Origin of the sequence: Pseudomonas sp. QE6 (assembly GCF_041379005.1) — a bacterium.
Lineage (GTDB): Bacteria > Pseudomonadota > Gammaproteobacteria > Pseudomonadales > Pseudomonadaceae > Pseudomonas.
This window is the reverse complement of the sequence record NZ_CP166873.1, coordinates 2,990,060-3,004,451: the sequence shown is the minus strand read 5'-3', so window position 1 is coordinate 3,004,451 and position 14,392 is coordinate 2,990,060. Positions and strand designations below refer to the sequence as shown.

General features: G+C 55.0%; 12 protein-coding genes. 10 read left to right on the top strand and 2 right to left on the bottom strand.

Features of this window, described 5'->3' with window-relative positions; genetic code table 11:
- The first annotated feature begins 99 nt into the window (after window positions 1-99).
- From ACAW63_RS14020 to ACAW63_RS13995, 6 genes are all read left to right on the top strand, one after another.
- Window positions 100-729 (top strand): Tn7 transposase TnsA N-terminal domain-containing protein, encoded by a 630-nt coding sequence (locus ACAW63_RS14020; RefSeq protein ID WP_371234433.1) that lies wholly within the window; start codon window positions 100-102, stop codon window positions 727-729.
- Complete coding sequence (locus tag ACAW63_RS14015) at window positions 726-2,648, top strand: hypothetical protein (protein WP_371234432.1); 1,923 nt, start codon at window positions 726-728, stop codon at window positions 2,646-2,648. Before ACAW63_RS14020 ends, ACAW63_RS14015 begins: the two co-directional genes overlap by 4 nt.
- Window positions 2,635-3,579, top strand: coding sequence for a TniB family NTP-binding protein (locus tag ACAW63_RS14010; RefSeq protein ID WP_371234429.1), 945 nt, complete (start codon window positions 2,635-2,637; stop codon window positions 3,577-3,579). Before ACAW63_RS14015 ends, ACAW63_RS14010 begins: the two co-directional genes overlap by 14 nt.
- On the top strand, window positions 3,576-5,528 hold the full coding sequence (locus ACAW63_RS14005) for a TniQ family protein (RefSeq protein ID WP_371234427.1): 1,953 nt from the start codon (window positions 3,576-3,578) through the stop codon (window positions 5,526-5,528). Before ACAW63_RS14010 ends, ACAW63_RS14005 begins: the two co-directional genes overlap by 4 nt.
- A 328-nt stretch (window positions 5,529-5,856) precedes the next feature.
- A complete protein-coding gene (locus ACAW63_RS14000; protein WP_371234425.1) occupies window positions 5,857-6,858 on the top strand; it encodes a hypothetical protein in 1,002 nt (333 codons plus the stop codon).
- A 366-nt stretch (window positions 6,859-7,224) separates the two neighbouring features.
- A complete protein-coding gene (locus ACAW63_RS13995; protein ID WP_371234423.1) occupies window positions 7,225-7,692 on the top strand; it encodes a Bro-N domain-containing protein in 468 nt (155 codons plus the stop codon).
- 858 nt (window positions 7,693-8,550) lie between these two features.
- On the opposite strand, the gene ACAW63_RS13990 is transcribed toward ACAW63_RS13995, so the two are convergent.
- Window positions 8,551-8,874: a hypothetical protein gene (locus tag ACAW63_RS13990; RefSeq protein ID WP_371234421.1), complete on the bottom strand. Its 324-nt coding sequence runs from the start codon at window positions 8,872-8,874 to the stop codon at window positions 8,551-8,553.
- A gap of 277 nt (window positions 8,875-9,151) precedes the next feature.
- Between ACAW63_RS13990 and ACAW63_RS13985 the strand changes: the two genes are divergently transcribed.
- From ACAW63_RS13985 to ACAW63_RS13975, 3 genes are all read left to right on the top strand, one after another.
- On the top strand, window positions 9,152-9,394 hold the full coding sequence (locus ACAW63_RS13985) for a hypothetical protein (protein ID WP_371234419.1): 243 nt from the start codon (window positions 9,152-9,154) through the stop codon (window positions 9,392-9,394).
- Between the two features lie 70 nt (window positions 9,395-9,464).
- Window positions 9,465-10,349 (top strand): LysR family transcriptional regulator, encoded by an 885-nt coding sequence (locus ACAW63_RS13980; protein ID WP_371234417.1) that lies wholly within the window; start codon window positions 9,465-9,467, stop codon window positions 10,347-10,349.
- 184 nt (window positions 10,350-10,533) lie between these two features.
- On the top strand, window positions 10,534-11,370 hold the full coding sequence (locus ACAW63_RS13975; RefSeq protein WP_371234415.1) for a bifunctional allantoicase/(S)-ureidoglycine aminohydrolase: 837 nt from the start codon (window positions 10,534-10,536) through the stop codon (window positions 11,368-11,370).
- A 482-nt stretch (window positions 11,371-11,852) separates the two neighbouring features.
- Here ACAW63_RS13975 and ACAW63_RS13970 read toward each other — a convergent pair whose 3' ends face one another.
- Window positions 11,853-12,701 (bottom strand): CAP domain-containing protein, encoded by an 849-nt coding sequence (locus tag ACAW63_RS13970; protein WP_371234414.1) that lies wholly within the window; start codon window positions 12,699-12,701, stop codon window positions 11,853-11,855.
- 241 nt (window positions 12,702-12,942) lie between these two features.
- On the opposite strand from ACAW63_RS13970, the gene ACAW63_RS13965 reads away from it, so the two are divergent.
- Window positions 12,943-14,385, top strand: coding sequence for a diguanylate cyclase (locus ACAW63_RS13965; RefSeq protein WP_371234412.1), 1,443 nt, complete (start codon window positions 12,943-12,945; stop codon window positions 14,383-14,385).
- Window positions 14,386-14,392: the final 7 nt, after the last annotated feature.

Here is a 14,392-nt window from a genome sequence, read left to right as displayed (position 1 = left end):
GCCAATCTAATCCGCTGCATCGGCACCGGACACAAATTTCTCTTTTCATCCCCGAGCGCAAGCATGTCGCAAATCGTCAGCTCTCATCGGAGGTCGGATATGAATAAAGACATTAGCGCCGCCCGAGACATAACGAAAGGTCATTATGGGAAATACCTTGTCTACTTCCCATCGCGAAAGAATAAGCGGCAGATGGTTTGTGAAAGCGAGTTGGAGGCCGACTACTGCCTGCATTTGGAGCATGATAAAGCAGTAATAAACTACCGCTGCCAACCCGAAACACTTGCCATCAATATCGGAAATAAAATAGTCACTTACACACCTGACTTTTGCGTTGAGACACTCGAGTCGACGTATTTTGTGGAGGTTAAGCACAACCGAGAAAACCTCTCGTCCGCCTATCAAGCGAAACTGTGCGCAGCGGATACCCTCCTGCAGAATCGCCACATATCCTTGCACCTTATTGACGCAATCGAGATCCGCAAGGTGCACCGACTGGAAAATCTACAACTACTGTATTCACGATCTTTTCGGGTAAAACCTGACGAATATCTCGCTCTGATGGAACAGTCACAAAAGCTTCCTTCCTCCATAACCCTCGGCAATCTGCTAGAGCAGCTCCCAGCAATCAGCTGTCAGGCTAAATACCTTTCCATCTTCAATGGCCTATACAGCTTCGACTGGGATCAGGCGGTGTCACTTCATACCTGTCTGGAGCGTTTTTTATGACCCCGCAGATTTCCCCAGTAGTAGGTGCCAAATACCGGCTGGATAATGATGATTATGTGATCACCAGCACCCACGACAATCAGGTCGCACTATGCTCGCTCAGCAAAAACACTCGACGATATCTTTCACAGCCCGAATTCGCGGTCTTCCAAAGCCAAGGCATTATCGTAAAAACCTCCGATTCATTGGCTGAACGCAGCAATGCGACGCGTCTAATCACCTCGGAGAATGACCGAAAGAAATACGATACCCGACGACTCTACGTTGATAGGTATCTGGAGATACGTGAACTAGGAGGGTGTTGCAAAGAGTCCTTACGCCAATTAATTGCAGAAATTGCAGAGTCATTAGGGGATCTCCATCCACCGTCACTTACCACTCTCTATGGATGGACGGCGCGCTACATTCAAAGTAATCGCAACCCACTGTCACTTCTGCCACGGTACCCCAAACACCGGCGCCGTCGCACTCAGAACACCGTCATACAGCTAATTAGGCATTACATCAAAACAGTTTATCTTACCAGCGAGCGCCCGACGATTACGAACACATACAAGCTATTCAAAGGTGAACTTAATGCCGAAAACCTAAAGCGGGCAAGGGCCGACCTCCCACTGCTACATACTCCCTCCTACTCGACATTTTGGCGGGAAGTCATGAACACTGATTGCTACAAAGTCGTACGAGCTCGAGAAGGGAGTATAGCTGCTCAACAGATATGCAAGCATGGACGTTCCCTCCACATTAGTAACGATCTCTATGGCTTTGTCCAGTTCGATTCCCACACAATGGACATTATGGTTGTGGACGAACAATCACAATTGATCAGCAGACCCGTTTTAGTTGCTGGGATCAACCCCGTAACGCGTGAATGTGTTGGCTGGCATATTTCACTAGGCGCCACTTGCGCCGAGAAATTTATATGTGCGCTGAAAAGCACCATATTAGGCAACGAGGCAGACACGTCCAGTGGAGGAAAAATCAGGGAGGCTGTGACCGACAATGGTACTGAGTTCTTCAACGACTGGACACAAAGTATTGCGGGAAAACTTGGAATTTCATTACGCTGCAATCCCCCCAAGCAGCCGAATACAAACTCCTTCATAGAGCGTTTTTTTGGCACGGTAAATAGTGGACTTGTCCATATGTTGCCGGGAACCACAAAAGGCTCTGTCCAAGCACTTGGTGACTATGACTCCAAGCGACATGCGTGTCTGACGCTGGACGATATCAGAGAAGCATTTCGCAAATGGCTCGTGATATACCACAACACCTTTCATGGCGAACTGTTCACCTCCCCTCACGAAAAACGCCTGGAGCTGCAGAAAAAATGTCTTCCGCCGGAAAGGTACACCGAAGAAGACTTAAACCAAATCTGCCTAAGTATTGAGTACCGTAGGATTAAGAACGGGCGCGTGACAATCTCGCACCTGCATTGGACCGGAGCCGGCCTCTGTGAGATTGAACGCAAACTCGGGAGAAAGCAGAAAGCATTGGTCTATTACGACCCCTGTAATCTCGCTCAAGTCTGGGTCGCTCATCCGTCTTCACCATGGGAATGCCATCCGGCCCACGCCTGCAACCCGAACTATCAAGACGAATTAACTTTTAGCGAACACCAAGCGGTTAAAGAGAAGATCGCAAACTCCAAGAAACATTTCGATCACTCATTAGCTCTCCAACTCCTCTGGGAGTTACGGGAGCAAATCGAAGAAATAAAGCAACGCTCTAAAAGTACTGCATCCCAGCAGCAAACCACTGCGCGTAAGGAGCGTCGTTCACGCGGAAAGTACGTACATGCCACGCAGGTGTCGCTCCCCCCGAGGAATGCACCCCATGCTCTATTAATTAACGATGAGACAACCACGATACCTGTTTTTGAAACCTTTAATATTGGAGGTACAGATGATGCTGACTGAACCTCGCGACCTTTTGACAAATTTTGCCACATTCACCATCGCACACCCCTATTTCAAACTCGCGCTCGATACCATCTACGAAGCTATTGAGACCACAGAAATTTGCTCCGAACCGAGCTCTGTCTTGCTCCTAGGTAATGGTGGTACGGGAAAAACTCGAATCTGCAAACTTTTAGCAGCGCGGTTTGGCGTACAGGAGACGAAAAGAAGTGAAGAGGAGATTATACTCACCAAGCCAATAATAAACTGCCCCGTTCCACCCCATACCACTCTAAAAGGTTTGGTTGAGCGAATGCTCCGCGAGCTCGGCGCTGTCAATAATAATCAATCATTTGGCCGACTTGAATATAAACTCTACACCCTGCTCGACACCTGCCAAACGAAGTTAGTCATGCTAGACGAATGGCAACATTTATTATCTCGCGGAGCAGAAAAAACTCGGGAAGCAGTCGGGGATTGGGTAAAGGTTCTTACCGACAGTATTGACGGCACCGTAATACTGTCAGGAACATTAAAAAGTGAGATCATCATCAACGAAGATGATCAATTAACTGGAAGATTTCCATACCGGGCTTATCTGCGTAATTTCTCTATTGACAACAAGACTGATAAAGATATTTTTATCGGCCTGATCTGCGCGTTTACCGGAGAAATCAAGAGGACTATGCCATTTGAAGAAATTGTGGCAATGACCGACGAGAACATCCTTCTTGCCCTGTACGCATTCACTGCCGGTAATTTGCGAACACTTCGACTAACTCTACATACTGCGTTGAGGTGTGCACTGGAACGCGGTGATCGGCAATTATTGGATACAGACTTAGCCTATGCTGCAAGCCGTATCAAAAGCCCGAAGCGACTCATCAATAAAAATCCGTTTGAAGTATCTTTTGCAGAGTTGCAAAAAGCCCTTTATCGGAGCAATTTATGATACAGCTCCCATATATAGCGCTACCCCGCCGAGATGAAAGTCTTGCAAGCGTTGCACTCCGGCTTGCATATGGAAATGGGTACGAGTGCTTTGCTCATTTCGCCAACGAATTAAAGCTCGGGGAGGGAGAAATAAACGCCCATCAATGGATTGGATCAAAGCTCTTCAAACTAATAACCCTCCAGAGAAGCTTACTTGACCATGACAGAAAGACCTTGCAATCAATATTTCTTAAACGAACACTTGATGAGCATGAGTACAAATTTTCATTTGGCGGAAGTTTGATACCAAGCTATTTCTTACGCCAAGGTCTGGCTCTATGCCCAGAATGCGTACGTGAGGGATATCTTGAGCACATGCATGCTTATCACTTTTGCGACATATGCCCTAAACACTCTCAGTTCTACATTGAGACGTGCCCTTCTTGCGATTTTAACTTTGAGCTGCGGAAGATCAAGAACTTCACCTGCTCTTGCGGCAAAGATCTTCGGGAACTTGAATCACACCCTGCAGACATCAAATCCACTAAAACACTAACTAATGCTCTACAACAACAAGACGCCGCGTATTTCAGAAAACTTGTTGCCGCGTTAATCGCCACTAAATTCCTCAGCCTAAAAACTTCTAGGCATGAAACTCTAGAAGCCTGCCAAAATATAGCCACGGCAAGCAAAATTGCTTTCTTTGACTTCATCAAAAGGCAACAATACTCGATACCCCACTTGCATCGAAGAGCACTTCTTGTGCCTTGGTTGCTCTCCAAGGATCCTCAATTAAAAAAATACGCTGCTGAGTACTACTTCGCCGCATCCCAATCACGACCTGACATCTCTAATTATACCGCCCCCTGCAACTGTAGCAGTCTTTTATTTACCACCAATGAACTGAGAATGATATTTAAATGTAATAACCCCGAGCTCGAAGACCTTGTACCGACATACAAAAGCAAACTAGGCGTAAAACCTCCACTGACGGTACCCAAGCTTTGCGAAAGGCTAATCCACAACTCCAGAATAAGCTGGGAAGACACTGATATAACCCCAATCGTGTGTGATCGCAACACCTTACTTACCCCAATGGAGGCAGCCAATTACCTTCAAACCTCTAGAGGTATGATTCTCGACCTCAGGTACTGCGGCCTCCTTCAAGGAAATATGCTCAACCAAGCTGAAGGCTTCTTGTTTTCTAAAGACGCTATCGAGAATTTTAATAACAACTATATACTTAACAACGCCATATCCAGAAACTTAATGATAGAACCACGAACTGTATACAGACTACTCACCGCAGCAGGAATTAAAGAAATGAGAGTTATTCCCGCCTTAACCCATCAAATTATTCTATACGACAAAAGCACGCTCCCCTCAGAATTACTCACCTATCTTTCCACGCCGCAGCATCAAAATAGACTCCCAAGCACGAGCGTTTCGCCAAACTTTGCAACCACAAAGGAAGTTTCACAGCTATTAAAAATAGGCCATGAAAATATACCAAGCCTGGTTGAACTGGGTATATTACGAAAGGCACCTGAGACTCTCAGCACAGGAAAAAACCGCAGAACGACTATTGATAGATCTTGCTTAACGGATGCAATTAATTGGCGAAAAAACCTTCTCACAACCACTGAAGCCGCCGCTCACATCGGTTGCACAGCCAGGTTACTGCACTCACGATTCACCTCCTCAGGATATATTAATTTAATACACCTCAAGAAAATATCACTGCTATCTTACGATGACGCCGAGAGGGCAAAACGGCATTTTGAAATCTACATAACCGCCGCAAGCGCAAGATCAAAATACAAACTAAACAATAGAACTTTGAGAAAATGGCTTTCCAAAGGGTTCCTAAAGCCTATCCCAGAAGACCACAAAGATTTCCTCCGTGGCCAAACCACTTTTCCCAAGGAGCAGTTTCTCCTCCCCATGAAAAATATGTTCCTACTCTAGAAAGCTTTAATTTCCCCTTGCGCCAACACTCACGCCCTGTATCTTGACTGCCCCCCTCATTCATACCTCTGAAGGCAGACATCAAACATCCCTGATATTAGTGAAAAATTCGTAATTATCCCGACTCCACACGAAAATATGGCGTTTTCATTTTCAAGTAAGCATCTGAAAACCCTATACTTTCAGTTCAATTCTTACTGAAAAATAACGGTAGTAGCAAGACCGCAAGTCAAGACCATTAGAAACGCTGATACTCGAAACGGAATTTTGGGGCAGTGATAGAAAGACAAAAGCCCCGCCTCGTGCGGGGTTTTTTATAGGAAAATAAATGATCAGTGAAAAACTCTTACAAGAAATACAAAAAACCACAAGAATACTAGATCAGTACCCTGGATTTACGGACTCACTACATGCCATCAGCCACATACAACAAGCCTCATTAGAATCACTAAAGAAAATTCTAGAAACAAACTCCACCCAAGATACAATAAATGAAAAGGAAAACGCAAAATCTGAAATATACAACCTCACTTACAACGCCAGCAGGAGAGAGAAATTCAAAATCACCCACTCTGCATTAAGAGACCTTAGCGAATCGCTATTAGACTCCGAGATAGAAATCTTGAGAGACGCCGAACAGCTTGTCGAAAAATTCACAGATAGCTTCGACGGCTATCTCCACTCCACAAGCTTCAATACTGCTCTCATCCTCACGCAGAACGCCCAAAAACTTCAAGAAAAGCTTAAAGAAATCAGATCACTTGAAGAAACCCTAAATAATCACCTTCATAGCCACTCAGACAAGCCAACACTTAAGATATACATACCAGAAAACTTAAGCCTTTCTTTATTCGGCCAAAAGATACAAGCATTTGCCGGAATCCTGGACATTTGCTGCCAAATCCTAGGAACGACTATAGACGATGAAGAGGTAATCATCGAGAAAGTCGAATCCGGAAGCCTTTTCGCAAAAATTTCTGCCCACCCACTTGTAGTTGCACTTGCCACAATAGTCATCACTCAAGGAAGTCAATACGTATTCAATAGATTTGACTCATCTAAGGATTTAGACAACCTAAAAGATGCCACTGAAATAATCGAAAAAAGCTTAAAGATAAGAGACTTTCTGGAGTCCAACAAAATCGACACTCATGAGCTTGATGAAGAACTAAAGAAATCATCCGTACAACTTATAAAGCATCTTGGTCGACTAGTAAAAGACACTACAGAAATTGAGGTCAATGATAGAAAAATACAATCCAACACCCAAAACCTGATACCCAAATCAACCACTCGATCTCTCGAAGACAAATCAAATTCAAGCGATTAGCCCAGACCAAAGTCTTAGATCAAATCCAAGACTCTACACAGAGAATAAGATTCATATAGGGCGAATAACGCAATACGTTATCCTCGGTAGTCCTTGGGAAGCGCACCACACGTCTCAGCTACGACGCTTCGGTAAGGAAATCGGCGGATAACTGCTTCGCAGTTATGCGCCCTACGATTGACCAAGTTCCCCGCCACCAATAGCGTTGCGGCCAGCGCCTAAGAAACGCTTCACTTAGCGGCAATACTGCTCCCGAAAGCAGCGGTGTACCCATTGAGGAAATGGATATGCCCTTCCCTCTTTGCCTTCTCCCCGAAGGCGCTTCACTGTACCCGCCCTCTTCCTCCTCCTTCCCGGAGGTGCGCCATGTCTGAAGAGCTCCTGATCCCCACCGTATTCACCCGCCACAAGCGCCAGCTGCGCGCCGTGCTGCTGGAAGACCAGTGCTGGTTCTGCGCCCACGACCTGGGCCGGCTGATCGGCTTTCCCTATCTGGTCGAACGCGTGGAGCGCAACCTGGACGAGGACCAGTGCCGCCACGCCTGGATGCTCAATGGCAGCGGCGAGTACATCGATGAACTGCTGCTCAGCGAGTCGGCGGTGTACGCCTCGCTGATCCACTACTTCCACCCGGAAAACCGCAGCATCCGCCAGTGGCTCTCGCTGCACGTCATCCCCGCCCTGCGTGACCAGCACGCCATCAGCCTTGGCGAGCCGCGCCGGAAAATACTCCAGGGGCCGACGAGCTTGTCGGTGTTGAAGTGGCAGGGGGTGGTCTGGGTGCCGTATCAGCAGTGGCCGGTGTTGAGTTCCGGGCCGGAGGGTTCTTTGTAGGATGGCGTAGAGCGGAGCGAAACCCATCGCTTCGTGTTGTGGGCGGATCGCGGGTCATGCCCGCGATTCTGTTTGCTTCGGGGTGGGTGTGTATGCGCCGCTTCGGTGTGTGCTGAGAGTTTTTGTTTCGCCCCCTCGGGCGAGTTACTTTCTCAAACGACAGAAAGTAACCAAAGGTCTTTGCCCCATCATCCGGCCCCGGCTTCGCCGGGGTTCCCTCGCTCCATCGAAGTTTCAGGGGTACGCCGCGAAGGGCCATCCCTGGCCCATCGCGGCTCTCGCGGCATCCATGCCGCTCAACCCCTGAAACTCCGATTCCACTCGGCCTCCTGAAGGGGCGCTCCGGCGCGCTCGGATATTTCTCTGGAAATCTTTAAATCCAGAGCCAGAGCGGTGCGCATGCTTTCGTAGGAGCGGACCTTGTCCGCGAAGGCCCACCATTGCGCCCACGTTGCAGGACGAACACCTGTAGGAGCGAGCTTGCTCGCGAACAGAATTACCCGGCCGCACCGGCGTTAGGCGGTTCGCGAGCAAGCTCGCTCCTACGAAGAGCAATCCAGCATAAAGCAGCCAAAGTTGCCGGCGCGCGCAGAGTCCCGTCAGGAGGCCGAGTGGAGGTATTGCGCAGAGGGGCGAGCGGCATGGATGCCGCGAGAGGACTAGGCGTCCCCGCTAAGAGGGCCATGGATGGCCCTTCTACGCCGACCCTCGGAGCGATGCCGGAAGGAGGGAACCCCGGCGAAGCCGCGGCCGGATGCCGGGACGAGCCCTTTTGGTTACTTTTCTGGCGTTTGAGAAAAGTGACTCGCCCGAGGGGGCGAAACAAAATCTCTCAGCACACACCGAAGCGGCGCAGACTCACTCGTTCCCCACGCGCGCCGTATCGCTCAGCGCATTGCAGTTGGTGGTATCCAGGCAATAGGTGAGATAGGTCGCCTGCCGACCGCAGCCGCGAACGCCGATGGTGTATTCGGTGCGCTGGTAGCCAATGCGGTTCTGCGTGACCTTGCTCGACAGGATGCTGGAGGACACCTGCTGACAATTGAGCTCGAACTTCGCCCGAGACTCGGTTGCACTGATGGCGGCCTGCTGATTTGAAGCGATGAACTCCTGATCGCTCATGCAGCCGGAAAGCGCGACAGTAGCTGCCAGCAGCGACAGAGCTTTGGAAGAACCTTTCATGGTGACGCTCCTTGTGATTCCACGGGGTAAGTCCTGAGAGTGCAAAGTCTAGACGGCCGCTCGAAGGTCGAACTGTGCAAAGGCCACATGCCTGTCGCCAAACACTCCAAGCATGGCCGGGGGGCCGGCGATGAACCAAGGAACATCGGCGTACATCCGCGAACGGTTGTACACCCTACGCAGACGACGGATGGCGCGAGTTCGCGAGCAGGCTCGCTCCTACAAATGTGCTGCCCTGATCTACGCTCAGTGCTGTGCGATGCACAGGAGTGACGCGATGAGCACCGATGGCAAACTGAACCTCGACGAACTCACCCTTGTCCCCATGGAGCCTACCGAGGCGGCCCCGGCCGAGCCTGCTGCGCCTGCCAAACCGAAATTCATGGTCGATACCCGCCACGGCAAGGACCGCCGCAGCGGCACCGACCGACGCCAGAGCATCCGTTTCGAGGCGGACCGCCGCAAGGGCGACCGGCGTGCGGGCTCGGGTGATCCCTGGTCGAAGTTCACCGACAACTAGCAAGGGATGATTGCCGGGGCATAGGTGAGCTGCTAAAAGCGGAATCGACATTCAGAAAGTCGATACCGCCATGAGCGAAAGTGAAAAATCGAATACCCGCCTGTTCGACCTCGACCTGCTCCGGGCCATCGTCACGGTGGCCGACTGCGGCAGCTTCACCACGGCTGCCACGCGCCTGCACTCCACCCAGTCCACCATCAGCCAGAAGATCCGCCGCCTGGAAGAGATGGCCGGGCATCGCCTGCTGGAGCGCGGCAACCGCGATGTGCTGCCCACCGACGCCGGGGAGACGCTGCTGGGCTATGCGCGGCGCCTGCTGGCGCTGAACGACGAGATGGTCGAGGCGCTGTCCGGCGCCACGGTGGCGCTGACGGTGCGCATCGGCGTGCCGGATGACTTCGCCAGCGGCCGCACCACCGAGCAGCTGGCGGCCTTCAACCGGCGCTATCCACAGGTGAAGCTGGAGGTGACCAGCGGATTGAGCCGCGATATTTCCGCCAGCTACGACCGCGGCGAGCTGGACCTGGTGCTGCTCAAGCAACGGCAGAACGCCCGTGAGGCGGTGGCCTGCTGGCCGGAGAAGACGCGCTGGGTGGACAGTGCGAAGAACCCCTGCATCGAGCTGGACCCGCTGCCCATCGTCACCTTTCCGCCGCGCGGGGTGTACCGCGACGAGATGATCGCCGCGCTGGAAACCATTGGCCGGCGCTGGCACATCAGCTTCACCAGCTCGAGCCTTTCCGGCATCCAGTCGGCCATTGCCGACGGCATGGGCATCGGCCTGCTGCCGCAGCGGGCGGTGACGGCGGAGCACGCGGTGCTGCCGAAGAACACCGGCCTGCCCTCGGTGGATGTGTTCGAGGTGGCGCTGCTGCATCGCCCGGCGGCGGACCCCAAGGTGAAGGAGCTGGCCCGTGTGCTGTCGCGGGTTCTGGCCCAGGACACGCAGGGCTGAGCGGCGCGCTCTCGCATTCGATAAATGAATACGGCGGATTCCAACATTTAATTTGTGCATGAACACGCCGCTGGATATCGTGGCTCTCAGCGACGGCCAGCGCTCAGGCAGCGCGCCGCTCTGCACGAATTGTTCGCCCCGGCGCGATGCGACGGGCAGCAAGACAACAATGAGGAAATCCCCCATGGCCAAAACCAGCTATTACGCGCCGCACGGCGGGCACCCGGCACAGACCGAGCTGCTCACCGACCGCGCGATGTTCACCGAAGCCTATGCCGTGATCCCCAAGGGCGTGATGCGTGACATCGTCACCAGCCACCTGCCCTTCTGGGACAACATGCGCATGTGGGTCATCGCCCGCCCGCTGTCCGGCTTTGCCGAGACCTTCTCCCAGTACATCGTCGAGCTGGCCCCCAACGGCGGCAGCGACAAGCCGGAGCAGGACGTCAACGCCGAGGCGGTGCTGTTCATCGTCGAAGGCGAGCTGACCCTGACCCTGCAGGGTCAGGTCCACAACATGCAGCCGGGCGGCTACGCCTTCATTCCGCCGGGCGCGGACTACAAGGTGCGCAACACCTCCGGCCAGCACACCCGCTTCCACTGGATCCGCAAGCACTACCAGAAAGTCGACGGCGTACCGCTGCCGGAAGCCTTCGTCACCAACGAGCAGGACATCCAGCCGCTGGTGATGCCGGATACCGAAGGCCGCTGGAGCACCACCCGCTTCGTCGACATGAGCGACATGCGCCATGACATGCACGTGAACATCGTCAACTTCGAGCCGGGCGGCGTGATTCCGTTCGCCGAGACTCACGTCATGGAACACGGCCTGTACGTGCTGGAAGGCAAGGCGGTGTACCGCCTGAACCAGGACTGGGTCGAGGTGGAAGCCGGCGACTTCATGTGGCTGCGCGCCTTCTGCCCGCAGGCTTGCTACTCCGGTGGCCCGGGTCGCTTCCGCTACCTGCTGTACAAGGATGTGAACCGTCACATGCGCCTGACCCTGAACCAAGCTCACTGAGCGGAAGGTTCGGGCGGGAAGTCTCTCTGACTACCGCAGCGACACATGAAAAACCGGCGCCCAGGCGCCGGTTTTTCTTTGGGCGGTATGGGGATTGGATGACTGCTGCAAGCCATGGGGCCAGGGCTTCTGGCGCTCTTGCAGGATGGCGTAGAGCGCAGCGAAACCCATCAATTGAGTGCACCGACAACATGGGTATCGCTCCGCTCCCCCCATCCTGCGAATTGGACAGTCTGTGCCTGCGTTTTCCCCCTCACCCCAGCCCTCTCCCTAAGGGAGAGGGGGCAGACCGTGCCGGCTGACACTACTACTTCATCCTGCGCCGAACGGTCCCCTCTCCCCATGGGAGAGGGTTAGGGCGAGGGCCGACCCGAGTGCAGATGTATCTCGTAGGAGCAGACGCTGTCCGCAATGGTCGGCAAAGGCCAACCACCTTCCGACGGTTCGCAAGCAGGCTCGCTCCTGCACGAGGCGGATGACGATCACTGCGCCCCGAACATCGCCGTCCAGTAGATACCCGCATCGCTCTTCGGGTCGGCGGCATAGGCCGCGCCCAGCTCGCGGAACTGCGGGTTCATCAGGTTGGCGCAGTGGCCGGGGCTGGACAGCCAGCTGTCCACCACCTTGCGCGCATTGCCCTGGCCGGCAGCGATGTTCTCGCCGATCTGCTGGAAGCTGTAGCCGCCCAGCTCGGCACGGTCGCCGGGGGTGCTGCCGTCGCGGCCCTTGTGGTCGAAGTAGTTGTTGTTGGCCATGTCGCGGCTGTGGCCTTCGGCGATGCTGCCGAGGGTGGCGTTCCAGGTCAGCGCGGGGGCGTTGCCGAAGTTCTGCCCGCCGCACTGGCGAGCCTGGCCGCGGGCGGCGTTGATCGCCTGCAGCAGTTGCTGGCCTTCGGCCTCCCAGGTGCCGAGCTTGCCTTGCAGCAGCGGACGGCCGAGGAGGATGCGCCAGTCGTCGCCTGCGCGGCTGACACCGACATCGACGAACTGCGGGTCCAGCAACACCTGGCAGAAGCTTTCCTGCAGGGCCTTCATCGCCGAGTTCACGTCGCGCGGACCGGTGAGGCTGAGCATGCGCACGCTGCTCATGGGGTAGCCGGTCTGGTTCAGCGCGGTCTTCCAGTCGCCGACGCCGGCGGGGATCGCCAGGCGCTGCTCCACCGCCAGCGGCGGCAGGACCTGCGATGCGCTGCCGGCGCAGGACTGCACCTCGCCGCGATAGGCGTTGATGGCGTCAACCAGTTGCTCCTGGTCGGCGGCGATGGCGAAGGTGGCGGACAGCAGACCCAGCGAGAACAGAAGGCTACGCGGGATGAACGACGTGGCACCCATGCGGGATTCCCCTTGGTGAAATGGCGTACATGATGCGTGATTCTTTGGCGTTTGGCTGCGTTGGCGAGCGATCCGGCCCGCGCCAGGAGCCTTTGCGGCCTGAACGTGGGTTATTTCTCGGGGCAGCCTGATTTGTGGCAAGGGTTTGATTGACTTCGATTGCACGTCCTCCCGCCAGTCGGACAATGAAAGCAACCGAACGTTTTCCGAACAGGCTCCGAACAAGGCGGGAGGTGCTGCTGTGTTCTACCCGCGCCGGATTTTCTTCATTACTTTCCTGCTGGCGGTGGCTGCGTCGCTGCTGGCCGGCTGGCACATGCTGCAGATGAGGCAGGATGCGCTGGCCTATGCCCATGCCAGCGGCAAGAACACCCTGATACTGGTGGAGCGGGACCTCCACCGCGACCTGGATGTGCATCTGCAGACGCTGCAGACACTCTCCAACGTCATTGCCGGCTCGGCCACCCCCGAGCTGTCCCGGCAGGTGCTGCAGGAGCTGGTGCAGGGGCACGCCGCCAGTTCCATGATGGCGGGTACGCTGGTGGTGACCGACGCGAACGGCCACTTGCTGGTGGACCTCAACCACGTCAGCGAGGCGCACAGGGACCTGTCCCGGCGCGAGTATTTCAAGGGCCCGCGTGCCAACCCTTCGCGCCTGTTCGTGAGTCATCCGTTCATGCCCGCCTACCCGATGTCCTCGCCCAGCATCGCGCTCAGCCGCGCCGTGCAGGACAAGGACGGCAAGGTTCTCGGCGTGGTCGCGGCGATCAAGGAACTGCGGCATCTGGAAACCTTCGTCCGCGAACTGGACCTGGGCAAGAACGAGGTGGTGTCGATCCGCCTGCTCGACGGCACCGTCCTGGCACAGTGGCCGGCGGCGCCAACGCGCGACCGCGAGGATGAAGGCACGATGTTCCGCAGTTTCGTCGACAGCGGCGAGAAGGAGTCTTTCCGCCAGCAGTCCAATGGTTCTGATGCCTACTGGCGCGGCTATCGGCGCGTCGGCGACTACCCGCTGACGGTATCGGTCGAGTTGTACCGGGAGGAAATCTTCCAGACCTGGAGCGCACGCAACTGGATCACCAGCGGGCTGCTGCTGGCGATCAACAGCGCGACGATCTTCTTCGCCTTCCGCCTCAGTCGCCATCTGCGCCGCCGCGACGCCAAGGAAGACCGCCTGCGCGCCGAGGCCGACACCGATCCGCTGACCGGCCTGCACAACCGCCGCTGGTTCGACGAGAAGGCGCAATTCGAATGGCAGCGCCGCCGCGGCGGCGACGGCCACCTGGCGGTGCTGATGCTGGATATCGACCAGTTCAAGGCCTACAACGACCACTACGGCCACCCCCGCGGCGACCTGGCGCTGGTCAACGTGGCACACCTCATCCGCCAGGGCTGCCGCCGCGCGGAGGATGGCGTGGCGCGTTACGGCGGCGAGGAATTCGTGGTCATCCTGCCCGGCTGCGACCTCTCTGCCGCCGAGCGCGTGGCCGAATCGATCCGCCGCGCCGTGGAGGAAACCGCCCTGCCCCACGCCAAGGGCAAACTCGGCGTGGTGACCGTCAGCGTAGGCGTAGCGAGCACCTCGGCAACCCCGGCGGACAGCATCGAAACGCTGATCGCAGCGGCGGATGCGAACCTCTACAAGGCCAAGGCGGCGGGGCGCAACCAGGTGGTGGCCTGAGTACGCC